The 25183-nt window shown below is 61.4% G+C and carries 22 protein-coding genes; 13 read left to right on the top strand and 9 right to left on the bottom strand.

The genetic code is table 11. The features are described 5' to 3' along the window. Positions 1–13: 13 nt before the first annotated feature. From AC0J6G_RS15045 to ggt, 4 genes are all read left to right on the top strand, one after another. Positions 14–1609: a GMC family oxidoreductase gene (locus AC0J6G_RS15045; protein ID WP_475249028.1), complete on the top strand. Its 1596-nt coding sequence runs from the start codon at positions 14–16 to the stop codon at positions 1607–1609. 111 nt (positions 1610–1720) lie between these two features. Beyond that, positions 1721–2200 (top strand): pantetheine-phosphate adenylyltransferase, encoded by a 480-nt coding sequence (gene coaD, locus AC0J6G_RS15050; RefSeq protein ID WP_475249029.1) that lies wholly within the window; start codon positions 1721–1723, stop codon positions 2198–2200. A 108-nt stretch (positions 2201–2308) separates the two neighbouring features. Further along, on the top strand, positions 2309–2560 hold the full coding sequence (locus AC0J6G_RS15055; RefSeq protein WP_090250215.1) for a YfhL family 4Fe-4S dicluster ferredoxin: 252 nt from the start codon (positions 2309–2311) through the stop codon (positions 2558–2560). Continuing rightward, positions 2557–4269 carry a gamma-glutamyltransferase gene (gene ggt / locus AC0J6G_RS15060; RefSeq protein WP_475249031.1) on the top strand — a complete coding sequence of 571 codons (1713 nt, stop codon included), beginning with the start codon at positions 2557–2559 and terminating at the stop codon, positions 4267–4269. Before AC0J6G_RS15055 ends, ggt begins: the two co-directional genes overlap by 4 nt. 8 nt (positions 4270–4277) lie before the next feature. On the opposite strand, the gene AC0J6G_RS15065 is transcribed toward ggt, so the two are convergent. The 5 genes from AC0J6G_RS15065 to AC0J6G_RS15085 form a co-directional block, all read right to left on the bottom strand. Further along, the gene (locus AC0J6G_RS15065; protein ID WP_475249033.1) at positions 4278–6179 is read right to left on the bottom strand and encodes a Na/Pi cotransporter family protein; all 1902 of its coding nucleotides are present in this window, start codon (positions 6177–6179) and stop codon (positions 4278–4280) included. Between the two features lie 9 nt (positions 6180–6188). After that, positions 6189–6527 (bottom strand): multidrug transporter, encoded by a 339-nt coding sequence (locus tag AC0J6G_RS15070; RefSeq protein WP_475249035.1) that lies wholly within the window; start codon positions 6525–6527, stop codon positions 6189–6191. A 76-nt stretch (positions 6528–6603) separates the two neighbouring features. After that, the gene (locus AC0J6G_RS15075) at positions 6604–7182 is read right to left on the bottom strand and encodes a lysophospholipid acyltransferase family protein (protein WP_475249036.1); all 579 of its coding nucleotides are present in this window, start codon (positions 7180–7182) and stop codon (positions 6604–6606) included. Between the two features lie 82 nt (positions 7183–7264). Further along, positions 7265–8077 carry a bifunctional DNA-formamidopyrimidine glycosylase/DNA-(apurinic or apyrimidinic site) lyase gene (gene mutM / locus AC0J6G_RS15080; RefSeq protein ID WP_475249038.1) on the bottom strand — a complete coding sequence of 271 codons (813 nt, stop codon included), beginning with the start codon at positions 8075–8077 and terminating at the stop codon, positions 7265–7267. 83 nt (positions 8078–8160) lie between these two features. Beyond that, complete coding sequence (locus tag AC0J6G_RS15085) at positions 8161–8973, bottom strand: HDOD domain-containing protein (protein WP_475253774.1); 813 nt, start codon at positions 8971–8973, stop codon at positions 8161–8163. A gap of 230 nt (positions 8974–9203) precedes the next feature. Here AC0J6G_RS15085 and AC0J6G_RS15090 point away from each other — a divergent pair, with 230 nt between their 5' ends. From AC0J6G_RS15090 to AC0J6G_RS15120, 7 genes are all read left to right on the top strand, one after another. Continuing rightward, positions 9204–10400, top strand: a complete 1197-nt coding sequence (locus tag AC0J6G_RS15090; protein ID WP_475249040.1) for a class I SAM-dependent rRNA methyltransferase — start codon at positions 9204–9206, stop codon at positions 10398–10400. A gap of 312 nt (positions 10401–10712) precedes the next feature. Next, positions 10713–11825, top strand: a complete 1113-nt coding sequence (locus tag AC0J6G_RS15095) for an ABC transporter ATP-binding protein (RefSeq protein WP_475249042.1) — start codon at positions 10713–10715, stop codon at positions 11823–11825. Between the two features lie 36 nt (positions 11826–11861). Continuing rightward, positions 11862–12935: an ABC transporter substrate-binding protein gene (locus AC0J6G_RS15100; protein WP_475249044.1), complete on the top strand. Its 1074-nt coding sequence runs from the start codon at positions 11862–11864 to the stop codon at positions 12933–12935. Positions 12936–13000: 65 nt separating this feature from the next. After that, the gene (locus AC0J6G_RS15105) at positions 13001–14233 is read left to right on the top strand and encodes an ABC transporter permease (RefSeq protein WP_475249046.1); all 1233 of its coding nucleotides are present in this window, start codon (positions 13001–13003) and stop codon (positions 14231–14233) included. A 6-nt stretch (positions 14234–14239) separates the two neighbouring features. Next, positions 14240–15097 (top strand): ABC transporter permease, encoded by an 858-nt coding sequence (locus AC0J6G_RS15110; RefSeq protein ID WP_475249048.1) that lies wholly within the window; start codon positions 14240–14242, stop codon positions 15095–15097. Positions 15098–15366: 269 nt separating this feature from the next. Next, entirely contained in the window at positions 15367–17214 is a 1848-nt protein-coding gene (gene ilvD, locus AC0J6G_RS15115) for a dihydroxy-acid dehydratase (protein WP_475249049.1), read from the top strand. Positions 17215–17359: 145 nt separating this feature from the next. Next, positions 17360–18727, top strand: coding sequence for a nucleobase:cation symporter-2 family protein (locus AC0J6G_RS15120; RefSeq protein WP_475249051.1), 1368 nt, complete (start codon positions 17360–17362; stop codon positions 18725–18727). Positions 18728–18814: 87 nt separating this feature from the next. Here AC0J6G_RS15120 and AC0J6G_RS15125 read toward each other — a convergent pair whose 3' ends face one another. After that, entirely contained in the window at positions 18815–19336 is a 522-nt protein-coding gene (locus AC0J6G_RS15125; protein WP_475249053.1) for a dihydrofolate reductase, read from the bottom strand. A gap of 57 nt (positions 19337–19393) precedes the next feature. Continuing rightward, entirely contained in the window at positions 19394–20560 is a 1167-nt protein-coding gene (locus tag AC0J6G_RS15130; protein WP_475249055.1) for a GGDEF domain-containing protein, read from the bottom strand. A 167-nt stretch (positions 20561–20727) separates the two neighbouring features. On the opposite strand from AC0J6G_RS15130, the gene AC0J6G_RS15135 reads away from it, so the two are divergent. Then, a complete protein-coding gene (locus AC0J6G_RS15135) occupies positions 20728–22122 on the top strand; it encodes a DUF2868 domain-containing protein (protein ID WP_475249057.1) in 1395 nt (464 codons plus the stop codon). 60 nt (positions 22123–22182) lie between these two features. Next, positions 22183–23550 carry a DUF3482 domain-containing protein gene (locus AC0J6G_RS15140; RefSeq protein ID WP_475249059.1) on the top strand — a complete coding sequence of 456 codons (1368 nt, stop codon included), beginning with the start codon at positions 22183–22185 and terminating at the stop codon, positions 23548–23550. Positions 23551–23585: 35 nt separating this feature from the next. On the opposite strand, the gene AC0J6G_RS15145 is transcribed toward AC0J6G_RS15140, so the two are convergent. After that, on the bottom strand, positions 23586–24380 hold the full coding sequence (locus AC0J6G_RS15145; protein WP_475249061.1) for a thymidylate synthase: 795 nt from the start codon (positions 24378–24380) through the stop codon (positions 23586–23588). Next, positions 24377–25180 (bottom strand): prolipoprotein diacylglyceryl transferase, encoded by an 804-nt coding sequence (lgt, locus tag AC0J6G_RS15150; RefSeq protein WP_475249063.1) that lies wholly within the window; start codon positions 25178–25180, stop codon positions 24377–24379. The genes AC0J6G_RS15145 and lgt overlap by 4 nt, the downstream gene beginning before the upstream one ends. Positions 25181–25183 lie beyond the last annotated feature (3 nt).

Below are 25183 nucleotides of genomic sequence, written 5' to 3' on the forward strand. Positions count from 1 at the left end.
GAGGGCACCTGAAATGCCTGTACCCGACAGCTTCAAAGAAGGCCTGGCCCGTGGCTGGAAGACCTATAACGGTTCACGCCTGGACAGCGATCTGACCCTGGAAGCCGACGTGGCCATCGTCGGCAGCGGCGCGGGGGGCGGCACCACTGCGGAAATCCTCAGCGCGGCCGGCTTCAAAGTGCTGTTGATCGAGGAAGGTCCGCTAAAGACCAGCGACGATTTCAAGATGCTCGAAGACAAGGCCTACGCCAGCCTTTACCAAGAAGGCATCGGCCGCATGAGCAAGGATGGCGCAATCACCATCATGCAAGGCCGCGCGGTCGGCGGTACCACGCTGATCAACTGGACCTCAAGCTTTCGCACGCCCGCGCCCACCCTGGAGCACTGGGCCAAGGAGCACGGCGTAAAAGGCCACAGCCCCGAGGAAATGGCGCCCTGGTTTGAGCGTATGGAACAGCGCCTTGGTATTGCGCCCTGGAGCGTGCCACCGAATGCCAACAATGCGGTGATCAGCAGCGGCTGCGACAAGCTTGGCTACGCGTGGCAGACGATTCCGCGCAACGTGCGCGGCTGCTGGAACCTCGGCTACTGCGGCATGGGCTGCCCGACCAACGCCAAGCAGTCGATGCTGGTCACCACCATTCCCGCAACCTTGGATAAAGGCGGCGAACTGCTCTACCTAGCCCGCGCCGAACGCCTGCTAATCGAGGGCGACCGGGTCACGGGGATTGAATGCCTCGGCATGGACGAGCGTAGCGTCGCCCCCAACGGCCGCACAATCACGGTCAAGGCCAAGCATTACGTGCTGTCCGGCGGCGGCATCAACACACCTGGCTTGCTGCTGCGCTCAAATGCACCGGACCCTTACGCACGCACCGGCAAGCGCACCTACCTGCACTTGGTGAATTTCTCTGCGGCGCTGTTCGAGCAGGTGATCAATCCGTTTTACGGGGCGCCGCAATCGATTTACTCCGACCATTTCCAGTGGGATGACGGCCCCACGGGGCGCCTGTCCTACAAGCTCGAAGTACCGCCGCTACAACCCGCCATTACCGCCACGATGCTCGGCCGCTTCGGCATCGATAACGCCATGCGCATGGAACAGCTGCCCAACACCAACGTAATGCTGGCGCTGATGCGCGACGGTTTTCACCCGGAAAGCGCTGAAGGCAGAGTCGAACTGCGCGGCGATGGCAGCCCGGTGCTCGACTACCCAATGACCGCCTACACCTGGGATGGCATCCGCCGCGCCTTCCATACCATGGCAGAAGTCCAATTCGCCGCAGGGGCCAAAGCCGTGCTGCCGCTACACACCGACGCGGATTACGTAAAAACGCTGGGCGAGGCGAAAAGCCTGATCGACAGCCTTAGCCTTGAGCTGTACCGCACCCGCCTGGGCAGCGCCCACGTCATGGGTGGTTGCGCCATGGGCGAAGATCCACAGCAGGCGGTCACCGACAGCCTGGGCCGTCATCATCAACTAAGTAACCTGTCGATCCATGATGGCTCGCTGTTCCCCACCAGTATCGGCGCCAACCCGCAGCTGTCGGTCTATGCGCTCACCGCACAACTGGCGAGCACACTCGCCGAACGCCTAAAAAGCGCTTGATGGCAAGGCATTCACAGGGCAGCCACGACCCGTGAATGCCGCTGCCGACTTGGCCGGGCGCAGCTGCTGCGCTACCATCCGACTCCCCAACGAGCCCGCCAGGACGTCACGATGAATCGAGTGTTATACCCAGGCACCTTCGACCCCATCACCAAGGGGCATGGCGACCTGGTCGAGCGCGCCGCACGGCTGTTCGACAGCGTGATTATTGCGGTAGCGGCCAGCCCGAAAAAGAACCCGTTGTTCAGCTTGGAACAGCGCGTTGAATTGGCCCGGGAAGTCACCAAGCATCTGCCCAACGTCGAAGTAGTGGGGTTTTCCACCTTGCTCGCGCACTTCGCCAAGGAACAAGGTGCCAATGTATTTCTGCGTGGCCTGCGCGCGGTATCGGACTTTGAATACGAGTTCCAACTGGCCAACATGAACCGTCAGCTGGCTCCGGACGTGGAAAGCCTGTTTCTCACCCCGTCGGAAAAGTACTCGTTCATCTCCTCAACCCTGGTGCGCGAGATCGCAGCACTGGGCGGTGATATCTCTAATTTTGTGCACCCGGCCGTGGCCGCCGCGCTGACTGAACGCTTCAAGCACTAAGCCACTCGCCCGCGTGCATGCGCGGCCTCGATGCGGCACAATTTGCGCCACAGTCTTCCCGCACACATCTAGGCTGCAGCCCCGAGCTGCAGCAGGAGTGGTTCCGTCATGTCCCTGATCATCACCGACGATTGCATCAACTGCGACGTCTGCGAGCCCGAATGCCCCAATGCTGCGATTTCCCAGGGCGAGGAAATCTATGAAATCGATCCTAACTTGTGCACCGAGTGCGTCGGCCATTACGACGAGCCGCAGTGCCAACAAGTCTGCCCCGTCGACTGCATCCCGCTCGATGAAAACAACGTCGAGAGCAAAGACGAACTGATGCAGAAGTACCTGATCATTACCGGTAAAGCATGAACACCGGCCGCCTCCTGCGCGGCCTTAGCCACTGGCGTACGCTGCTCGGTGCGCTGGCCGTCCTTTGCGCCCTTGAGCTGCAGGCGGCCACAGCGCCTGAGCATATTGCCATTGCCACCGCGCACCCAGCCGCCACCGTGGCCGCTCAGGAAACCCTGGCGCTGGGCGGCAATGCCTTCGATGCGGCTGTGGCCATTAGCGCCGCCCTTGCGGTGGTCGAACCCTACGGGTCCGGGCTGGGCGGCGGCGGCTTTTTTCTGCTGCGCGAAGCCGGTGAGCAGCCAACTTATCGCTTCCTCGATGCCCGCGAGCGCGCACCCTTGGCGGCTCATGCTGATCTCTACAAGATCGATGGCGAAGTACAAAAGCAACTGTCCCTCAACGGCGCTCTAGCAGCCGCGATTCCTGGCTTGCCGGCGGCGCTGGTGCAACTGGCCGAACGCTTCGGCCGCCTACCACTACGCGATTCGCTGGCGCCAGCCATTCGCCTGGCCCGCAGCGGTGTGAGTATTGATCGGGTTTACCGCGAGCGTGTGAACTGGCGTCTTGAGGCCATGCGTGAGGATGGCGAAACCGCACGAATTTTCCTCGATAAAGGCGAAGTACCCGCAGAATTTGGCCTGCTGCGCCAGCCGGAACTGGCCCGCACCCTGGAGCTGCTCGGCACAAAGGGGCTTGAGGGTTTTTACGGCGGAACGGTGGCCGCGCAGATGGTCAAAGCGGTGCGTGATGCCGGCGGCATCTGGATGCTCAATGATCTGGCGGCCTACCGCATCGTTGAACGCCAGCCGCTGCGTGTAGTGCTGGATCAAGGCCGCGAGCTGATCAGCGCACCAGCGCCGTCAGCCGGCGGTATCGCCTTGGGACAAAGCTTGCTGATGCTGCAACAGCTGCCCTGGCAACAGGCTGACAGCGTGCAGCGCACTCACCTGGTGGTGGAAGCCCTGCGCCGCGCCTACCGGGATCGCGGCTTGCTGGGCGATCCGGACTTTGTTCAAAACCCGACGCAGCAACTACTGGCCCCTGCTTACCTGAAACAGCTGGCCAGCAGTATCGACCCGCAACGTGCCACGCCAAGCGATAGCTTGGCGCCGAGCAAGCCCTGGCAAGAAGGCGATCACACCACCCACTTCTCGGTACTCGACACTGAGGGCAATGCGGTGGCCGCGACACTGTCAGTAAACCTGCCGTTCGGCGCCGCCTTCACCGTACCCGGCACCGGGGTCCTGCTTAATAACGAGATGGATGACTTTGCCGCCGATGTGCAAGGGGCCAATACCTACGGCTTAAGCGGCAGTCAGGCCAACAGCATCGCGGCTGGCAAACGGCCGCTATCAAGCATGAGCCCCAGCTTTATCGAAAGCCGCGACGCCTTCGCCAGCTTCGGCACGCCGGGCGGCAGCCGGATTCCTAGCATGGTGCTGCTGGCGATGCTGCAGTACTTGGATCAACAACCCATCGAACGCTGGCCCAGCGTCGCCCGCTATCACCATCAGTTCCGCCCGGACCTTATCGAGCATGAACCGGATACATTTAGCCCGACAGAAATCTCAGCGCTAGAAGCGCTTGGGCATCAATTGAAATCCACAGGCAGGCAATACGGTAACCAACAGGTGCTGCTCTGGGACAAGCAAGGCGGAAAAGTTGAAGCGGCAAGCGACCCGCGTGGTGTCGGCACGAGTGCAGTGATGCGCCCCAGCCCACATTGAGCCTGAAACTATGCAGGCAACTTAATCAACGGGCCATCTTCGGTCAGCATCTTGCGCAACGGACGCAGCAACTCGTTGCCATCGCCCTGCCCCAGCAACAGCACATTGCGTAGGCTTTGGGTAATACGGCTGGCATACCCTAAGTCATTCATCAACGAACTGGCCTGCAGACCATTGAGCTGACGCTCACGCACCTGGGCGAACAAACGCTGACGGAAGCGCGCATCGAAGCGCGCCGCCTGCTGATCAAGCAAATCTAGGCGCTCGCTCCAGGCTTGCTCAGGCAGCTCGACAAGCCCCAACTCGCGTACCTCATGAAGGATGCCGAGCAAATGCCTGCGCAATTCCACGTAGGCCTGGCGCGCCACATCCTCCTCGCCACGCAGATAACGCCCGAGGTTTTTCTGCAGGTGCTTGGCATCCTTGACCGCATCCACCAGTTGCAATGCAGCCAACTGACAGTTGACCCAAAACTGCTGGTGGTTATCGTCCAAGTTCACCTCCAAACGCCCCATAAAGCCCAGCAAATCGCCGTATACGCCTTTGATATGACGCTGGTACAGCTGCTCAGCATCCAATGCATTGGATTCGGGACGAGCGCTGAGTAACTTGTCATCCGGGCGCTCACAACTCAGCTGATCAACCGGTAGATAGAGGGCGTGGCAAATCACCTCCAGACTCAAACGCCCTAAATGCTGCAACTCTTGCACCACCGCACTGGCCGCAGTGTCAGCCGTGGCAAGCGCGTTTTCGTCCAAATAGCGGGCATGGCTGCCCGACTCTTGGAGGCGGCCTAAGTCATCATCAGATGGGTTGGCGGGCTGACCAACGGGCTGCACCAATTCGGTGATTAACACCGTAGGCTCCACTGGGTCTGGTAGCCAGTGCTGCAAGCGTTCAGCCAACCAGCCCTGCCAGGGCCAAAACAACACCACCCCCATCGCATTGAACAGGGTGTGAAACATGGCCAATTGGATCAGGGCGTTGTTACCAAGCCCCAGAGGGGCCGTGATGCTTTGGACCAAGCCGGCCAGCGGCACCAGCAGGATCAGGGCAATCATACCCGTGGTCAGGTTGAACAACACATGCGCCAGGGCCAGACGCTGACCTGGACGGGCGCCTCCTAGAGCACCGATCACCGCCGTTACGGTGCTGCCTAGGTTGGAGCCGATGGCAATCGCTAACCCCTGTTCCAGCCCAAGTTGGCCACCACCCAAGGCGGTCAAAGTCAGCATCAGGGTGGCGTGACTGGACTGCAGCAATACCGTGATCAACAAGCCAATGCCGGTAAACAGCAATGCACCGGCGAAGCCGGGTAACTGGTACTGCAGCGGGTCGAAATCCCCGGCTACAGCAGCGAAGCCGTCCTTCATCTGATCGATGCCGAGAAACAGGAAGGCCACCCCCATGACCACCCGACTGACAGCCTGGCCACGAGGCCCAGTAAAACTGCTCAGCACACCGAACACCAGCAGCGGCATGGCCAGAGGCCCCAAACTGACATTCTGTCCGGCTAAGGCCAACAGCCAAATACCGCTGGTGGTGCCCAGGTTGGCGCCAAACAGGATGGCAATACCCGCCGCCAGCTGAATCAGACCCGTACTGATAAAAGCGATGGTCAGCAAGGACACCAAGGAGCTGGACTGCACCAGCATGGTGGCTGTGACACCAAACATAAAGCTTTTGAAGGGAGTAGCAGTGCTCAGGGCGAGCAACCGTTCGAGCTTGCCACCCGCCAGTTGGCGCAGCCCCTCTTCCAGGCACTGCATACCGAACAGAAACATCGCCAGGCCGGCGCATAGGGCAAGCCACCCGTCACTGAACCAGAAGCTCAGCGCCAGAAGTGCAAAGACAATCGCCCAAACCAAGGGCCGCCAGCGCTGCAGAGCATCACGACCGGGCTCAGACATCAGCAACCGCTAGTTGTGCTGATAACCGCTGGTGGTGCAGCCCAAGCAGCGCACAAACGCTTCTTTCCCAGGCTCAACAACCAGCGCATGGCCGGCTTCACCGATACTGCCACTTGCCGCAGTGAACGGCAGACTCACAACGAAGGCCACAGCGCCAATCGCCGTTGCTCCGATCAGCAATGGCCGTGCAATCAGCAGGTCACCAATCATCGAAAATGCTTTGGGCGCGTTGGCCGTATAGAGAGGGTCGCCGCTGGTGTTCTGCTGCACCACTTCAGCATGAGCCGGCAACGCCAGCAAACCAGTGGTCAGCGCCAGAGCAGCAGCGGTTGAGCGGAACAGTTTCATGGGGCGGTCCTTCAGCTATTAGGAGGCAGTGGATCTAACTATAACAGTGCATTGGTAATTGTCAGCGTGACGGCCGTCAATCCCCATAGAAGGCGTATTCTGGTTTTTTCGGAGTAAAGGACCGGTAAAACGCCAGAATCTCCTTGAGGTCGGCGGCTTCGTTCCCGGTCGGCATAAACGCTGGGCCGATCACTACACGCCGGTTCTGGTAATCCAGAGCCCCCAGAACGATCGGCACGCCCGCCCCCAAGGCGATGTGGTAGAAGCCCATCTTCCAGCGTTCAACCTTCTTGCGCGTACCTTCAGGCGAGAGAACCAGCATAAATTGCCCATGCTCGCCAAAGGCCTGTACCGCCTGGTTCACGGTATTACCCTGGCGCTCCCGCTGAATGGGAATACCACCCCACAGGCGCATCAGCGGACCAAAAGGCCAGCGAAAAAGGGTGTGCTTGCCGAACCAGCGTGCGTTCAGGCGCAGAACAAACTTCGCTGCGATAAAAATCACGAAATCCCAATTCGACGTGTGGTGCGCACCGATCACTACGAATTTGTCGAGCTTCGGCAGTTCGCCCTCAATACGCCAGCCCATCAGTTTCAGCGCCACGCGGCCGACCCACTCAGCCACAACGTTGCGGGGCAGATAGTTACCGGACATCACTACCTCGGTCTTTCTTATTATTGTGTAAACGGCTCAGTCATTAGCGTATGACGGGCAAATCTAGCCTGGCAAAAAATCCTTAGCGCTGGCAGCGCGGGCAATAAACGCTCGCGCGCTGACCCAGTTTGATTTCGCGCAGGGTGCTGCCGCAGTGCTTGCAGAACTCACCACCACGGCCGTAGGCAAACAACTCCTGCTGGAAATAGCCCGGCTGACCATCGCCACCAACAAAGTCGCGTAACGTGGTGCCGCCACGTTCGATAGCAGCAGCGAGGATGCGTTTGATTTCGTCCGCCAGAGTCAAGTAGCGCGCCCGCGATACGGAGCCGGCCTCACGGCGCGGGTCGATGCCCGCCGCAAACAGTGCTTCGGTTGCATAGATATTGCCCACCCCAACCACCACAGCGTTATCCATGATGAATGGCTTCACCGCCATGACCCGGCCACGGGACAGCTGGAACAATCGGTCGCCATCAAACAGCTCGGTCAACGGCTCCGGCCCGAGCTTGCTTAGCAGCACATGACTCAACGGATCACGGCTCCACAGCAGCGCGCCGAAACGCCGCGGGTCGGTGTAGCGCAGCGCTAAGCCCGACTCCAGTTCGATATCCACATGTTCATGTTTGGCGGCAGGCAGGCCCACGTCGACCAATCGCAGGCTACCAGACATACCCAAATGGCTGATCACGCTGCCGGTTTCGGCCTTGATCAACAGGTACTTGGCGCGCCGCTCGACGCACTCGATACGCTGCCCGGAGAGCTGAATATCCAGGTCCTCGGGGATCGGCCAGCGCAGCCGGCGTTCGCGCACGATCACTCGGCTAACGCGCTGGCCTTCAAGGAAGGGCGCAATGCCGCGGCGAGTGGTTTCTACTTCAGGAAGTTCTGGCATAACGAGTCATCAGTTGAGCAATCCAAACGGGCGCTCACCTTATCAGTAACGCCTTGGGTGCGACGAGGCAGGCTCGCGGGCGGCTAACTCGCACCCAGGTCGCGGATGCTCTCGCGCAGGTTCTCGAAGTCATATTCAGACAGACCGACATACTCCAACACCAGCTGCTCGATGCTCTGCCATTCGTAATCGTCCGGCTGATTACCCAGCACCCGATGACTGGCGCAGATGTGCTCGGCCATTTTCAGAATTGCCAACAGGGTTTTCAGCTGCGCATCGCGGCTGGCGTCCTCGGTGAAGATCGCCAACGCGTTGTGGTGGCTGGCTATCGCCTCACACAGGTGCAGCGGCAAGTTCCACGACTTGGCCGTGAAGTAACCAACCACCGCATGGTTGGTATTCAGCACGCGGTTCTCAGTGTCCACCACACGGCGCTCATCCGTGGCGCTGGCGTAGGCTTCCTCCAGCACCGTCATGTAATTGGGGAAGCGCTTGAGCATCAGCGGGATGCCGCAATTATGGAACAGGCCCAGCGTATAGGCCTCATCCGGCGAGTGATAGCCGATACGCTTGGCCAGGCTCAGGCAGGTCATCGCCACATCCTGGGCAGTGTCCCAGAAGCGATTGAGGGTAACGATGGCCTCATCGGTCAGTTCGCCGCGAATCGACTGCGCGTTGATCAGGTTGATCACCGTGTTGCAGCCCAGCAGGTTGACCGCCTGCTGGATGGAGGCGATGCGGTTGGCCAAACCGAAGAACGGCGAATTCACCAGCTTCAGCAGCGCACCCGACAGGCCAGGGTCCTGCCCAATAAGCTTGGCGATGGCGCGCAGGTCTGGATTAGGCATCACTTGCTCCATCTGCAAATCCACCATGATTTGCGGCTGCGGCGGCACGCTAATGCCTTGCAGCACTTGCTGGATATATTCGGCGGAGAGTTCTTGATGCATGACGGGGGTGACCAAAACGAGAGGTGTGACACAGTTTAGCTAAACCCCCAGTACTTCCACAGACGAGTTTTGTAACCACCGCGCCGCGTGGTCTGTTGGTGCTTCATCGCGACGGTTGAGACGTCAACGGCCCCTAATACCCGCTATAATTCCGCTCTTTTTTCGGAGTCCCCAGCATGTCCCTGCCCAGCCTGCGCCTGAAAGCCAACGCCGATCGACGCCTGCGCGCCGGTCACCTGTGGGTCTACAGCAACGAAATCGATGTCGCTGCCACCCCGTTAAGCGGCTTTGCGGCCGGCGATCAAGCCGTCCTCGAAGCCGCCGGCGGTAAAGCGCTGGGCATCGTGGCGATGAGCCCAAACAACCTGATTTGCGCACGCCTACTGTCGCGTGACGTTAAACACGTGCTGGATAAGTCCCTGCTGGTGCATCGCATCAACGTGGCCCTGTCGCTGCGCGAGCGGCTGTTCGACAAGCCTTGCTATCGCCTGGTATTCGGCGATTCCGACCTGCTTCCTGGCCTGGTAGTAGACCGCTTCTTCGACATCCTAGTGGTGCAGCTGGCCTCCGCCGCCATGGAGCGTCACAAGGATGACGTGCTCGCGGCCTTGATCCAAGTGTGCAAACCCAGCGGCATTCTGCTCAAGAACGACTCCGCCGCCCGCGATGCTGAAGGCCTGGCGCGTTATGTGGAAACACCGTTCGGCGTGGTGCCGGAGTGGGTTGCTTTGGAAGAGAACGGCGTGAAGTTCGAAGCGCCGGTGATCGAAGGGCAGAAAACCGGCTGGTTCTACGACCACCGCATGAACCGTGCGCGCCTGGCGCCTTACGTCAAAGGCAAGCGCGTACTCGACCTGTTCAGCTATATCGGCGGCTGGGGCGTTCAAGCTGCAGCCTTCGGCGCCAGCGATGTGATGTGCGTGGATGCGTCCGGCTTCGCCCTCGACGGGGTTGAGCGTAACGCGGCGCTGAATGGCCTGACCGATAAAGTAGCCTGCGTTGAGGGCGACGTATTCGAAGCATTGAAGCAGCTGAAAGCCTCGGAAGAACGCTTTGACGTGATCGTCGCCGACCCGCCTGCCTTTATTAAGCGCAAGAAAGACCTGAAGAACGGCGAAGGCGCCTACCGCCGCCTTAACGAGCAAGCCATGCGCCTGCTCAACAAAGACGGCATCCTGATCAGCGCCAGCTGCTCCATGCACCTGCCGGAAGATGACCTGCAGAACATTCTGCTGACCAGCGCCCGTCACCTCGACCGTAATATCCAGCTGCTCGAACGTGGCGCCCAAGGCCCGGACCATCCGGTACACCCGGCCATCGCCGAGACCCGCTATATCAAGAGCCTGACCGTGCGCCTGCTGCCCAATAGCTAAGCAGCACCGCATGCACCGAAATACCCATGCTCTTTAAACGTGCGCACCTGCCGAGTGCATCTCGGCAGGTGCTTCGTTATACCCCGCAGCGTTACCACTCCCCACACTGCTCTGGCGTAACAGCGCCATTGATCTAGGCTCAAACCCCTGCAGCGCAACATGCGAAGCACACCGCAGCTGGCTGGCACATTGCCTGCATAATCGGATCATTCAAACAAGTTCTCGCCCTGTTAAAACAGCGCGGCGACGAATCCAACTATTCAGATAACGGCCACACGCCGCTGTCTGTTCAGAGCACATTTGGGGAGGGGTATGGCTGACCTGGCTGGGGACAAACCGTTCCTGCAATTCACCAACGTCAAAAAGACTTACGACCGCAAGAATCTGGTGGTCAAAGATTTCAACCTGGATGTGGCCAAGGGTGAATTTATCACCCTGCTCGGTCCTTCTGGCTCGGGCAAAACCACCTGCCTGATGATGCTCGCCGGGTTCGAGGATGTGACCAGCGGCGAGATCCTGATCAATGGTCGCTCGGTCACCAGTATCGCCCCCTACCAGCGCAATATCGGCATGGTGTTCCAGCAATACGCGCTGTTCCCGCACATGACCCTGCGCGAAAACCTCGCCTACCCGCTAAAGATCCGCAAGCAGCCCAAAGAGGTGATTAACGCCAAGGTCGATGAGTACCTGTCGTTGGTCGAGCTGCTGGATTTCGGCAATCGCTTCCCCGGCCAACTCTCCGGCGGCCAGCGCCAGCGTGTGGCCCTGGCCCGTGCGCTGATCTTCGCCCCCGACATCGTGCTGATGGACGAACCGCTGGGCGCGCTGGACAAGAAGCTGCGCGAACAAATGCAGTTCGAGATCAAACGCCTGCACGAGCAGCTCGGTTTTACCGTGATCTACGTGACCCATGACCAGACCGAAGCCCTGACCATGAGCGACCGCATCGCCGTGTTCAACAACGGCATCGTCCAACAGTGCGCACCACCGCACGTGCTGTATGAGCGCCCGGCCAACCTGTTTGTGGCTGACTTTATTGGTGAGAGCAACAAGCTCAAGGGCGTGATCGACAGCGTCGGCGAGCACACCGTGATGGTCCGCCTGGAAGATGGCTGTTTGGTCAGCGCGCAAAAAGCCAACTGTTTAGACGTCGGCCAGCCCACCACCGTATCGATTCGCCCAGAGAAACTCAGCTTTACCGAACGCCTCGGCAGCACCGGCAATCAGGTGATGGCGCGCTTTGTCGCGCGCCACTACGTCGGCGAATACATCCGTTACCACTTCGAAACCGCTGACGGCACCGAGCTGGTGGTGAAGAACATGAATGACAGCAGCGCCCCGCAACTCAGTGCCAAGGATGAAGTCGCCCTGGCCTGGCTGCCGCAAGACAGCCAAGCCCTGGATCGCCCCGTCACAACCCCCTGATCAGATCACTAAAAACAGAAGCAATGGAGCACAGCAATGGCTAGAACACTGACCACCCGCTTTTCCACCTTCGCTTTAGCTGCCGCGCTGGGCACGGCAAGTTTCGCCGCCAGCGCCGAGGAAACCCTTACGGTGGTGTCATGGGGTGGTGCCTATGGCGCAGCCCAGCAGAAACACGTGATTGACCCGTTTATGAAAGACACCGGCAACAAGGTGCTGTTCGAGGACTACACCGGCGGCGTGGCGGAGATCAAAGCCCAGGTCGAGTCGGGCAATATCCAGTGGGACGTGGTCGACTTCGAGGTGATCGACCTTGAGCGCGCCTGCTCCGAAGGCCTGCTGGAAAGCATCCCGCGCGACATCCTGCCGGCAGGTGTGGACGGCGTGCCGGCCGAGAAAGACTTTATTCCCGAAGCCCTGGCCAGTGAGTGCGCGGTCGGCAATATCGTCTGGTCAGTGGTGTTCGCCTACAACGAGAAAACCATCGGCGGCACCAAGGCCGCGAGCATCACCGACGTCTTCGATACCAGCAAAATCCCCGGCAAGCGCGCCCTGCGTAAACGCCCCCAAGTGAACATGGAGTGGGCCCTGCTGGCAGACGGCGTGGCGCCGGATGACGTCTATGAGGTGCTGTCCACCCCCGAAGGCCAGGCCCGTGCCTTCGCCAAGCTAGACACCATTAAGCAAGATATCGTTTGGTTCGACTCCTGGTCGCAGGCGCCGCAACTGCTCAACGATGGCGGCGCGGTGTTGGTGCAATCGGCCAACGGTCGCTTCTACGATGCCATTCGCCAGGAGAAGAAACCCTTCGTCATCGTCTGGGACGGCCACGTCTACGACCTCGATGCCTGGGCCATCGTCAAAGGCTCGAAGAAAAAAGACCTGGCACTGGAGTTTATCGCTTACGCCACAGGCTCCAAGCCGCTGGCTGGCATGCCAGACGTGGCCTACGGCCCAACGCGCAAATCGTCCATGCCATTGGCTGACCAGAGCGCCGCACCGCACCTGCCGACTGCGCACCTGGATAAAGGCATCCAGGCCGGTTCGGACTTCTGGGCGGACTACGGCGAGTCGCTGGGTGAGAAATTCAACGAGTGGCTGTTGAAGTAAAGCCTCGGGCACCCCGCGCTACAACGGCACGGGGTGCCGCATTCAGGTTGTAAAGGAGTTCACGCGTGTCCACTCTCACCAGCACCGAAGCCAAGCAAGCCGCCAGCGGCCAACGCAAGAAGCGTCTGACCGCTTTTATGTTTGTGCTGCCGCTGCTGATATTTATTGTGTTGTCCTTCGTCGCCCCCATCGCCAGCATGCTCTGGCGCAGCGTCCATCACCCAACAGTGGCCGTCCTGATTCCGCTGACCCTGAGCGAGCTGCAACGCTGGGACGGCAAAGCTACACCCGATCAACAGACCCTCAACGTGTTCGCCCAAGAGCTGCACGGCCTGGCCAAAGAGCGTCAATCCGGCAAACTGGCCGAAGAGTTCAACCGCGCCTCGGCGGGTATGTCCAGCGTGGTCAAAGCCACAGCCCGAAAAATTTCACGCCTGAACAATGAGCAATTGGCGCAGCAAGGCGCCGACACCCTGCTCACGTCCCACCGCAACTGGAGCCGGCCTGACATCTGGTATGCCATCCAGCGCGCGGGCAAACCCTACACCTATGACTACTACCTGACGGCACTCGACCTGGAGCTGCACCAAGAGCAGGGCATTCAGGTGCGCGAAGACACGCAAATCTACCTGCAGCTGTACAGCAAGACCCTAAGCATGGCGCTGGTCATCACCGTCTTTTGCGCCCTGCTCGGCTACCCGCTGGCCTACTACCTGGCCGGCCTGCCGTCGAATCGCGCCAACCTGCTGCTGGTGCTGGTGCTGCTGCCGTTTTGGACCTCACTGCTGGTGCGCACCACCGCCTGGATTGCCCTGCTGCAGACCAACGGAGTGATCAACTCCTTCCTGCTCGGCGTCGGCCTGATTGGCGAGCCCATCGAGATGCTCTACACCTCGTTCGCCACGGTGGTGGCGATGACCCATATTCTGCTGCCGTTTATGGTTTTACCGCTGTACAGCGTGATGCGTGGCATCGACCCCAGCTACCTGCGCGCCGCGCTGTCACTGGGTGCGCGCCCCATTCCAGCATTCGCCCGCATTTACTTCCCGATGACGCTGCCGGGCCTAAGCGCCGGCGCGCTGCTGGTGTTCATCATCTCGGTCGGTTACTACATCACCCCGGCGCTGGTCGGCGGCACCGATGGGCAGATGATCAGCAACATCATCGCCTTCCATATGCAACGCTCGAACAACTGGGAACTGGCCGCCGCGCTGGGTTCGCTGCTGCTCGCGCTGATTCTGCTGCTGTACTGGCTGTACGACCGTTTTGTCGGCGCCAGCAATATCAAACTGGGATGAGCTGATATGTCCAAGATTCCCGCCTACTACAGCTTCTGGCACCACCTCGGCGCCTGGCTCTTGAAGACCAGCTCCTGGCTGGTGCTGCTGTTTTTGATTGTGCCGATCCTGGTGATCATCCCGCTATCATTCAACGTCGAGCCGTTTTTCAGCTTTACCGAAGGCATGCTCACCTTTCAGCCAGAGGCTTACTCGTTGCGCTGGTACAGCGCCATCTTCAACGATGACAAGTGGTTGCTGGCAATCAAGAACAGCTTTTTGATCGGCGTTTTCTCCACCCTGCTGGCGACCGTGCTGGGCACGTGCGCCGCCGTTGGGCTGGCCCGTGACGACATGCCCTTTCGCCGGCTGATTACTGCGCTGCTGCTGTCGCCGATGATTGTGCCGCTGATCATTACTGCAGCCGGCATGTTCTTCTTTTACTCAGACCTCGGCCTGGCCGGTAACTACCTCGGCATCATCATTGCCCATGCCGCACTCGGCACGCCGTTTGTGATCATCACCGTCACCGCCACCCTCACCGGCTTCGACTACAGCCTGGCGCGCGCCGCGCTGAATTTGGGGGCGACGCCGCTGCGGGTGTTCTTCGACATCATCATGCCGCTGATCCGCCCCGGGGTGATTTCCGGCGCCCTGTTCGCCTTTATCACCTCGTTCGATGAAGTGGTGGTGATTCTCTTCATGGCCGGCCCGCAGCAACGCACCATCCCCCGGCAGATGTTCTCGGGCCTGCGCGAGCAGATCAACCCAAGCATCCTGGCCATCGCCACCCTGCTGATTCTGATGTCGATAGTGCTGCTGATCACTATCGAACTGCTGCGCCGCCGCGCCGAGCGCCTGCGCGGCATCGAGTTGATTGAATAAGCGGCCGAAACGCTGAATAGCAGCGCATGCTTTCGCCTCACGCCGCCGGGGATTAGAATCGCCGCTCTCCTGCCACATCCCAGGCGGACTTGTAGCCCGGCCACGCCAGCGCCCACACCGCGCCAAGCAGCGCCCCAGCCCGGCAAATGCGTACATGCGTTTGCCTTAGGCCTGAACCCGGCTCAACATACGCAGCAACAGCCCGTTGCCCGCACAGCGCTTGTGCTCGTGCACGCGTGACCTGAATAGCCTTTGCAGGATTTATCGCCATGCCTGATTACCGCTCGAAGACCTCCACCCACGGCCGCAATATGGCCGGCGCTCGCGCCCTGTGGCGTGCCACCGGGATGAAGGACGAAGACTTCAAGAAGCCGATCATCGCCATCGCCAACTCCTTCACCCAGTTCGTGCCCGGCCACGTGCACCTGAAGGACATGGGCCAGCTGGTCGCCCGCGAGATCGAGAAACACGGCGGCGTGGCCAAGGAATTCAACACCATCGCAGTCGATGACGGCATCGCCATGGGCCATGACGGCATGCTCTATTCGCTGCCGAGCCGCGAGATCATCGCCGACTCCGTCGAGTACATGGTCAACGCCCACTGCGCCGACGCCATCGTCTGTATCTCCAACTGCGACAAGATCACCCCCGGCATGCTGCTGGCATCCTTGCGCCTGAATATCCCGGTGATCTTCGTTTCCGGCGGGCCGATGGAAGCAGGCAAAACCAAGCTGGCCAGTCACGGTCTGGACCTGGTCGACGCCATGGTGATCGCCGCCGACGATTCGGCCAGCGACGAAAAAGTTGCCGAATATGAGCGCAGCGCCTGCCCCACCTGCGGCAGCTGCTCCGGCATGTTTACCGCCAACTCGATGAACTGCCTGATGGAAGCCTTGGGCCTGGCCCTACCGGGTAACGGTTCGACCCTGGCCACCCACAGCGACCGCGAGCAGCTGTTCCTGCAGGCCGGCCGAACCGCCGTCGAGCTGTGCAAACGCTACTACGGTGAAGGCGACGCCTCGGTGCTGCCGCGCAACATCGCCAACTTCAAGGCGTTCGAGAACGCCATGACCCTGGATATCGCCATGGGTGGTTCAACCAATACCATCCTGCACCTGCTGGCCGCCGCGCAGGAAGGCGAAGTCGATTTCGACCTGCGCGATATCGACCGCCTGTCACGCAAAGTCCCGCAGCTGTGCAAAGTCGCGCCGAACATCCAGAAGTACCACATGGAAGACGTGCACCGCGCCGGCGGCATCTTCAGCATCCTCGGTTCGCTGGCCCGTGGCGGCCTGCTGCACACCGACCTGCCGACCGTGCACAGCACCTCCATGGCCGAAGCCATCGCCAAATGGGACATCACCCAGACCGACGATGAAGCCGTGCATACCTTCTTCCGTGCAGGTCCGGCCGGTATCCCGACGCAGACTGCGTTCAGCCAGAGCACCCGTTGGGACACGGTGGATGACGACCGCGAAAACGGCTGCATCCGCAGCGTCGAGCATGCGTATTCGCAAGAAGGCGGCCTGGCCGTGCTGTACGGCAACATCGCTGTCGACGGCTGCGTGGTGAAAACCGCCGGTGTGGATGAGTCCATCCACGTGTTCGAAGGCAACGCAAAAATCTTCGAAAGTCAGGACAGCGCCGTGCGCGGCATCCTCGCCGACGAAGTGCAAGCCGGCGATATCGTCATCATCCGCTACGAAGGCCCGAAAGGCGGCCCGGGCATGCAGGAAATGCTTTACCCAACCTCGTACCTGAAATCCAAAGGCCTGGGCAAAGCCTGCGCCCTGCTCACCGACGGCCGCTTCTCCGGCGGCACCTCGGGGCTGTCGATCGGCCACGCTTCGCCGGAAGCCGCCGCCGGCGGTGCCATCGGCCTGGTGCGCGAAGGCGACAAGATCCTGATCAACATCCACGAGCGCTCGATCAACCTGCTGGTCAGCGATGAAGAACTGGCCGCACGCCGCGTGGAACAGGACAAGAAGGGCTGGAAGCCGGTGGAAGTGCGTCCGCGCAAAGTCACCACAGCGCTCAAGGCTTACGCCCTGCTCGCCACCAGCGCTGACAAAGGCGCAGTGCGCGACAAGGCACTGCTGGACAAACTGGTACCTTAAGCTCACCAGCCTTACGAACCCGGCCTCGCGCCGGGTTTTTTATGGCGCGCGCCTGCCGCCGCCAACCACCGCCTGCGGAAAACCCGTGCTGGGCGAGCCAAGCATTGCTGAGTAGAATCGCGCTCTTTTTTCCCGGAGCACCGCCATGAGCGCACTCGAAAAGCCATCCGGCACCGACGAACTGGTCTTCGGCCTGGAAGACCGGCCCAAGCCCCTGATCAGCCTGCTGGCGGCCTTGCAGCACCTGCTGGCGATCATCGTGCCAATCGTCACGCCGGGCCTGTTGATCTGCCAGGCGCTGGGCGTTTCGGCGCGTGACACCAACCTGATTGTCTCCATGTCGCTGGTGATTTCCGGTATCGCCACCTTCGTTCAGTGCAAACGCTTCGGCCCTTTCGGCGCGGGGCTGCTGATCGTGCAGGGCACCAGCTTCAACTTTGTCGGCCCGCTGATTGCGGGCGGCGCCTTGATGGTGCAACAGGGCACACCAGTGGAGGCGGTCATGGCCGCAATCTTCGGGGTGGTGATTGCCGGTTCCTTTGTTGAGATGGGCGTGTCGCGCATCCTGCCCTTCGTCAAACGGCTGATCTCGCCACTGGTCACCGGCATCGTGGTGCTGATGATCGGCCTGACCTTGATCAAAGTGGGCCTGATCAGCATGGGCGGTGGCTTCTCGGCGATGGCTGACGGCACCTTTGCCAATGGTGAAAACCTGCTGCTGTCCGGCGTGGTGCTGGCCGTGATCGTGGTGCTTAACCGGATTCCGCTGGTGTGGATGCGCAGCTGCGCCATCGTTATTGCCCTGGCCATTGGCTACGCTCTGGCGGGCTACCTAGGTCGTCTGGACTTCACCGGCATGCACGAAGCCGAGCTGTTCCAGGTGCCCATGCCACTGCATTTTGGCTTGAGCTTTTCCTGGAGCCTGTTCATCCCCATGCTGGTGATTTACCTGGTGACCTCGCTGGAAGCCATTGGCGATGTCACGGCCACCAGTAAGATCTCCCGCGAGCCCGTCGAAGGCCCCGTGTGGATGCAGCGCATCAAGGGCGGCGTGTTGGTCAACGGTGCCAACTCGTTGCTGGCCGGGGTGTTCAACACGTTCCCCAGTTCGGTATTTGCCCAGAACAACGGGGTGATTCAGCTGACGGGCATTGCCAGCCGCCACATAGGCCTGTGGATTGCCGCCATGCTGGTGATCCTCGGCCTGTTCCCCAGCGTGGCCGGGGTGATTCAAGCCGTGCCGGAGCCGGTGCTGGGTGGCGCAGCGTTGGTGATGTTTGGCGCCGTCGCCGCCGCCGGCATCAACATTATTGCCGGCGTACAGCTGGACCGCCGCGCCCTGCTGATCATCTCGGTGTCCCTGGCCCTTGGCCTGGGCGTTTCGCAGGTGCCGGAGTTCCTCGCGCACATGCCGGCTGCCCTGCGTAACGTGCTGGAGTCTGGCGTCGCCACTGGCGGTATCTGCGCCCTGGTGATGAACTGGTTTCTGCCTGAAAGCAAAGCCCACGCCTGAGCCTGACGCTTAACGCAAAACGCCACCTATTCAGGTGGCGTTTTGCGTTCTAGCCAGAGCCGCAATCTGCGGTGGCGACCGGCCTGTTTAACTCGCGGTGTGCCGTTCCCAGGTTTCAAAGACGTAGGCAGGCGTTTGCGCAGTGGCTACATGCGCGGCCTCCTCGTGAAGCTGCCAGTGCGCCGGGTTCAACGCGGGGAAATACGCATCGCCCTCGGGGCTGAGCGCAACGCGCGTCAGGTACAAGCGCTGGGCGCGGGCCAAGCCCAACGCATACAGCTGGGCGCCACCGATCAGCATCAGGGCATCGGCACCATTGGCCTGCGCCCAAGCCTCGGCCCGCTCAAGGGCAGCCTCCAGCGTAGGGAAGACTTCAGCCCCCTCAAGCTGCAAACCAGACTGACGGCTGACCACCAGGTTGAGTCGCCCGGGCAACGGACGCCCCAGTGAATCCCAGGTTTTACGACCCATGATGATCGGCTTACCCAAGGTCAGCGCTTTAAAGTGTTTGAGGTCCGCTGGCAGGTGCCAGGGCAGTTGATTGTCGCGGCCGATCACACGGTTGTCCGCAAGGGCCGCGATCAGGCAGAGGGGCAATGAATTTTTCATAGCGGCGAGAATACCGCCTGCGCGGCGATCATTGAAGCCTGGCCTGCGTTTACCCGCCTACCGCTTGCCCACCACTCGGTTGCGCCCCTGCTCCTTGGCCAGATAGAGGGCGACATCCGCCAAGCGCAGGGCATCCGCCAAACTCTGGTGCGGCTGCGGCGTCAGGTAGGCCAGGCCGACACTAAGCGTGACTACGGCGGCGGCATCCGAGTACGCATGGCTCAGCGCCAAGGCTTCAGTGGCGCGGCGGATGTCCTGCAAAATCGCCATCAGCTGCTCTTCACTCAGGCCATACCAGACCCCGACAAACTCCTCGCCGCCGTAACGCGCCGCACAGTCGAGCGGCCGCCGGGCATGCTCGGCGATCACCCGAGCGATCTGCCGTAACGCCTCGTCACCGGCGACATGGCCATAGTGGTCGTTGTAGCGCTTGAAGAAGTCGACATCCATCATCACCACGCCCAGGGCCTGTTTCTCCCGCTGCGCCTGACGCCAACTGCGCTCGGCACGCTCGGTAAAGGCGCGACGGTTGAGCAGCCCGGTGAGAAAGTCTTTTTCGGCCAGGTCCTGCAGCAGGCCATGAGCGAGGAAGTTCTGCCGCGTGGCGTACTCCAATGAGTAGCAACCCACCGAGCCGATAATATTGGCCAGGGCCAGAAACAGGCTATTGCTCAGCAGCACGTCACCGCGCAAACCCGTACTGATTTCCACCGCCAGGTAGGCCATAAAGGTCAGCCAGCCGCACAACACCGCAGTACTGAAGCGCAGGCCGGTGAGGAAGTAGAAAAACACCGTGACCAGAATGATGCCCTCATAAGGCAGGGCAAACTGGTGATGGCGAGCCAGGCCGATAATCCCCGCTACTGACAGGCCGCAAAGCAGCGCCACAGCGCCGCCAATCAACTGCAGGTGATCGCGCAGACCGCGCCGATAGGTTGCCAACCACGCCAGCAGCAGTAACGGCTGAATGATCCCCAGGCGCAAGGTCAGCACCTGGCTGCGCAGCGAGTCCGGCATGTTGATCGCGTCTAACAGCACAAAGAGCAGCGCCAGCAGCGTTGCCACCAGCAACGCCCAGCGCATGCGCCGCAGGAACACATTGGCGTGATAGCGCTTGAACGCCTGCTCCAGCTCAGCGTCAAACTGCAGCGCGCGAAACCCCTGTTGGTGCTGCCGCAGGTACGGTGAATCCTGATTAACCCACTCAAGGTGCGGTAACTTCACGATGGCACTCGCTTTTATTGTTATTCATCCACGGCCAACAACCGAGACCGCCAGCCGCTAATGCTCCCAGCCTAGCTGGACTGATCGCCGGCGTACACACGCACAACGGTGCCATCCACCACCGGCTGCGGTTATCCTCTGTTTACCATTCACCAACGGAACACGGTGTGAGCCCACTCGATCAACCCTCACCCAGCCGCCTGCATCGCCTCTGGCTAAGCGAAACCATTCGCCTGCGCGAAGAGCATGCCGGGCCGCTGGAAGACAGCGAGGCCAACCGCCGCGCCCAAGCCCAGGGCGGCCCACTCGCTGAACGCATCCAGACTCGCGCCTGGCTGCTGGGCGAGCGTGATGGCCATGTGCAGGCGCTGCAGCATTGGCTGCACGGTGCCCGCCTGGCCGGGTTGCTGCTGGTGGTGCTGGCCATCATCAGCGGCAGCGGCTTGGCAGTGACGGCCTTGGGCGATGGTTTGCGTCCGGTCAATGTGTTCTGGGCCTTGGGCAGCCTGCTCGGGCTAAACCTGATTCTGCTGGTGGGCTGGACACTGAGCCTGCTGCTGAGCCGAGACAGTGCCGGCGCGCTGGGGCATTTATGGTTGTGGCTGAGCGCCAAGCTCGCCCGCGACGCCCAGGCCGCACAGCTGGCCCCCGCCCTGCTGCTGATGTTGCAACGCCAACGCCTGAGCCGCTGGGGCTTGGGCGTATTGGTGCAGGGGTTCTGGCTGCTGACCCTATTCACCGCACTGCTGACCCTGCTCGCCCTGCTGACCACTCGCCGTTACGGCTTTGTCTGGGAAAGCACCTTGCTGGGCGGCGACAGCTTTATCGCCTTAACCCAAGCCCTCGGCAGCCTGCCGGCCCTGCTTGGTTTCAGCCTACCGGATGCCGAACTGATCCGTGCCAGCGGCGACAGCGCACTGGCCAACGAACGCGCGCGACTGAGCTGGGCCGGCTGGCTGGTGGGCGTGCTGCTGGTCTACGGCATCGTGCCGCGCCTGGGGCTGTTGCTGGTTTGCCTGTGGCGCTGGCGACGGGGCTGCGCAGCGCTGAGCGTGGACCTCAACCTGCCCGTTTACAGCATGCTGCGCGAGCGCCTGCAACCCAGTAGCGAACGCCTCGGTGTGTGCGACAGCGCACCCGCGCAGCTGCATCAAGTGCAAGCAGGCCACAACCAATTTGACAGTCAGGGCGCCCTGCTGGTGGGCGTCGAGCTGGACCCACAACGCAGCTGGCCACCCGCGCTGCCCAAAAGCATCAGCCATGCCGGGGTGATCGACAGCCGTGAACAACGCAAACACCTGCTCGACCAGCTGACGCGCTTCCCGCCTGCGCGCCTGCTGATTGCCTGCGACCCGCGCCGCTCGCCGGACCGTGGCAGCCTGGCGCTGCTCGGCGAACTGGCGCGCACGGCTGGGGCCACACGCATCTGGCTGCTGCAACCGCCGCCTGGCCAGGCACTCGACAGCGACCGCCTGGGCGACTGGCATCGCGCACTGGATCAACTGCAGTTGCAGCACAGCGACAGCCTGCCGCTTAGCTGGCTGGAGAGCGGCCATGACTGACATTGATCAGGCCGGGCTAGGTGACCTGAGTAAAGCGTCATCCACCCTGCGGAGCCTACGATGAGCCCCCCACTGAAGTTGGCGGTGGTTGGCCACACCAATGTCGGCAAAACCTCGCTGTTGCGCACCCTCACCCGCGACGTCGGCTTTGGCGAAGTGTCCCATCGCCCCAGCACCACCCGCCACGTCGAGGGTGCGCGCCTGTCGGTGGACGGCGAGGCGTTGCTGGAGCTGTACGACACCCCCGGCTTGGAAGACGCCATCGCCCTGCTCGACTACCTGGAACGCTTGGATCGCCCCGGTGAACGCCTGGACGGGCCAGCACGCCTGGCGCGCTTTCTCGACGGCAGCGAAGCGCGCCAGCGTTTCGAACAAGAAGCCAAAGTGCTGCGTCAATTACTCGCCTCGGATGCCGGCCTCTATGTCATCGATGCGCGAGAACCGGTGCTGGCCAAATACCGTGACGAACTGGCGGTGCTGAGCATGTGCGGCCGACCGTTGCTGCCAGTGCTGAACTTCGTCAGCAGCAGCCAGCACCGCGAGCAGGATTGGCGCGATGCCCTTGCCCGCCTCGGCCTGCATGCACTGGTGTGCTTCGACAGCGTGGCGCCGCCGCTGGATGGCGAACGCCGCCTGTACGACAGCCTGGCCCTGCTGCAAGAAAAAGCCCGCCCGCAACTGCAACGGCTGATCGACGACCACCAGGCGCAACGCCAACTGCGGCGCAACAGCGCGGCCCGACTGATTGCCGAATTGCTGCTCGACTGCGCCGCCTGCCGCCGCAGCGTGACCGCGCAAACCGTGTTGGAACAAGGCGCCATCCGCGACCTGCACCAGACCATTCGTCAGCGCGAACAACGCTGCGTGGAAGCCCTACTGCGTTTGTATGCCTTCCGCCAGGACGACGCCAAGGCCGGTGACCTGCCGCTGCTCGACGGACGCTGGGGGGACGATTTGTTCAACCCGGAAACCCTCAAACAACTGGGCATCACGGTTGGCGGCGGCATGGCAGCAGGTGCAGCGACCGGGGTGGGCGTCGATCTGCTGGTCGGCGGCCTCACCCTCGGCGCAGCTGCGCTTATCGGCGCCGTGCTCGGCGGCAGCGCACAAACCCTGCGCGGCTATGGCGCGCGACTGAAAGGCAAACTCAAAGGCCAACGCGAGCTGAGCGTGGACGACGCGGTACTGCGCCTGCTCGCCCTGCGCCAGCAGCAACTGCTGCACGCACTGGAAGCCCGCGGCCATGCCGCGGTTGAGACCATCAACCTGAACACCCCGCAGGACGCCAGCTGGCGCGAAGGCAAACTGCCGGAGGCCCTGCACAAAGCCCGCGCGCATCCGGAATGGTCATCGCTCAACCCCGGCGCAACGCTGGAAGATGGCGAGCGCCAGGAGCAGGTGCAGAAGTTGGCGGCGGAGTTGCTCTAGCTCTAAGACATCGCGGCCATGGCCGCGATTAACGATCAGACCGCGACAGGCGCCGGAATATGCGGATGCGCCTGGTAGCCGACCAGTTCGAAGTCTTCGAATTTGAACGCCAGCAGGTCTTTCACGTCGGGGTTGAGCTTCATCACCGGCAACGGTAACGGTTCGCGCGTCAGTTGCAGATCGGTCTGCTCGATATGGTTGGCGTACAGGTGGCAGTCGCCGCCGGTCCAGATAAAGTCACCCGGCTGCAGACCGCACACCTGGGCGACCATAAGGGTCAGCAGCGCGTAGCTGGCGATATTGAATGGCACGCCGAGGAAGATGTCCGCCGAGCGCTGATACAGCTGGCAGCTCAGCTTGCCGTCGGCCACGTAGAACTGAAACAGCGCATGGCACGGCGGCAGGGCCATCTGCTCGACCAGCGCCGGGTTCCAGGCAGAGACGATCAGGCGGCGCGAGTCCGGGTTGGTCTTGATCATCTCGATCAGCTTGCTGATCTGGTCGATCGAGCCACCGTTTGGCGCCGGCCAGCTGCGCCATTGGTAACCGTACACCGGGCCGAGGTCACCGTTTTCATCGGCCCACTCATCCCAGATGCGTACGCCGTTGTCCTTCAGGTATTTGATGTTGGTGTCGCCCTGGAGGAACCACAGCAACTCATGAATGATCGATTTCAGGTGACACTTCTTGGTGGTCACCAGCGGGAAGCCGTCGGCCAGGTTGAAGCGCATCTGATGGGCGAAAATGCTGTAGGTACCGGTGCCGGTGCGGTCATTTTTGAAGGTGCCGGTGTCGCGCACCAAGCGCATCAGGTCGAGGTACTGTTTCATGGCGTGGCCTCCTGTGCCGCCTGACGTTTGTAGGCATAGGCAATCAGGCCCAGGCCGCCGAGCACCATCGGCACGCAGAGCACCTGGCCCATGGTCAGCCAGCCGCCCGCGAGGTAGCCGAGTTGGGCATCCGGTACGCGGACAAATTCAACGATAAAACGGAAGATTCCATAGCACATGGCAAACATGCCGGACACCGCCATGGTCGGGCGTGGTTTACGCGAGTAAAGCCAGAGGATGACAAACAGCGCCACGCCTTCCAGGGCCACCTGATACAGCTGCGACGGGTGGCGCGCCAGTTGCTGCGGGTCGGTCGGGAAGACCATCGCCCACGGCACATCGGTGGCCTTGCCCCAGAGTTCGGCGTTGATGAAGTTGCCAATACGACCGGCACCCAGACCAATCGGCACCAGCGGCGCGATAAAGTCCATCAACTCGAAGAAGCTCTTGTTGTTGCGCTTGCCGAACCACCAGGTGGCCAGCATCACGCCGATCAGGCCGCCGTGGAACGACATGCCGCCTTCCCAGATGCGCAACATGCGCGCCGGCTCGGCGATATAGGCTGCCAGGTCGTAAAACAATACGTAGCCCAGTCGGCCGCCGAGAATCACCCCCATGGCCACCCAGAACACCAGGTCAGAGAGTTTTTCTTTGTTCCAGGTCGGCGCAAAAGCGTTAACCCGGCGCGAGGCCAGCCACCAGGCGCCGCCAATGCCGATCAGGTACATCAGGCCGTACCAGTGGATTTTCAGCGGGCCAAGGGCCAGCGCAACCGGGTCGATCTGCGGGTAAGGCAGCATTTC

Source organism: Pseudomonas sp. TS_SC_3, assembly GCF_056156225.1.

Coding starts and splice junctions, on each gene's coding strand:
- AC0J6G_RS15055 (WP_090250215.1), top strand. CDS start 2,309: ATGTCCCTGATCATCACCGACGATTGCATCAACTGCGACGTCTGCGAG.
- AC0J6G_RS15125 (WP_475249053.1), bottom strand. CDS start 19,336: ATGAAAAATTCATTGCCCCTCTGCCTGATCGCGGCCCTTGCGGACAAC.
- ilvD (WP_475249049.1), top strand. CDS start 15,367: ATGCCTGATTACCGCTCGAAGACCTCCACCCACGGCCGCAATATGGCC.
- AC0J6G_RS15070 (WP_475249035.1), bottom strand. CDS start 6,527: ATGAAACTGTTCCGCTCAACCGCTGCTGCTCTGGCGCTGACCACTGGT.
- AC0J6G_RS15140 (WP_475249059.1), top strand. CDS start 22,183: ATGAGCCCCCCACTGAAGTTGGCGGTGGTTGGCCACACCAATGTCGGC.
- AC0J6G_RS15100 (WP_475249044.1), top strand. CDS start 11,862: ATGGCTAGAACACTGACCACCCGCTTTTCCACCTTCGCTTTAGCTGCC.
- ggt (WP_475249031.1), top strand. CDS start 2,557: ATGAACACCGGCCGCCTCCTGCGCGGCCTTAGCCACTGGCGTACGCTG.
- AC0J6G_RS15095 (WP_475249042.1), top strand. CDS start 10,713: ATGGCTGACCTGGCTGGGGACAAACCGTTCCTGCAATTCACCAACGTC.
- mutM (WP_475249038.1), bottom strand. CDS start 8,077: ATGCCAGAACTTCCTGAAGTAGAAACCACTCGCCGCGGCATTGCGCCC.
- lgt (WP_475249063.1), bottom strand. CDS start 25,180: ATGCTGCCTTACCCGCAGATCGACCCGGTTGCGCTGGCCCTTGGCCCG.
- coaD (WP_475249029.1), top strand. CDS start 1,721: ATGAATCGAGTGTTATACCCAGGCACCTTCGACCCCATCACCAAGGGG.
- AC0J6G_RS15145 (WP_475249061.1), bottom strand. CDS start 24,380: ATGAAACAGTACCTCGACCTGATGCGCTTGGTGCGCGACACCGGCACC.
- AC0J6G_RS15045 (WP_475249028.1), top strand. CDS start 14: ATGCCTGTACCCGACAGCTTCAAAGAAGGCCTGGCCCGTGGCTGGAAG.
- AC0J6G_RS15090 (WP_475249040.1), top strand. CDS start 9,204: ATGTCCCTGCCCAGCCTGCGCCTGAAAGCCAACGCCGATCGACGCCTG.
- AC0J6G_RS15065 (WP_475249033.1), bottom strand. CDS start 6,179: ATGTCTGAGCCCGGTCGTGATGCTCTGCAGCGCTGGCGGCCCTTGGTT.
- AC0J6G_RS15120 (WP_475249051.1), top strand. CDS start 17,360: ATGAGCGCACTCGAAAAGCCATCCGGCACCGACGAACTGGTCTTCGGC.
- AC0J6G_RS15110 (WP_475249048.1), top strand. CDS start 14,240: ATGTCCAAGATTCCCGCCTACTACAGCTTCTGGCACCACCTCGGCGCC.
- AC0J6G_RS15075 (WP_475249036.1), bottom strand. CDS start 7,182: ATGTCCGGTAACTATCTGCCCCGCAACGTTGTGGCTGAGTGGGTCGGC.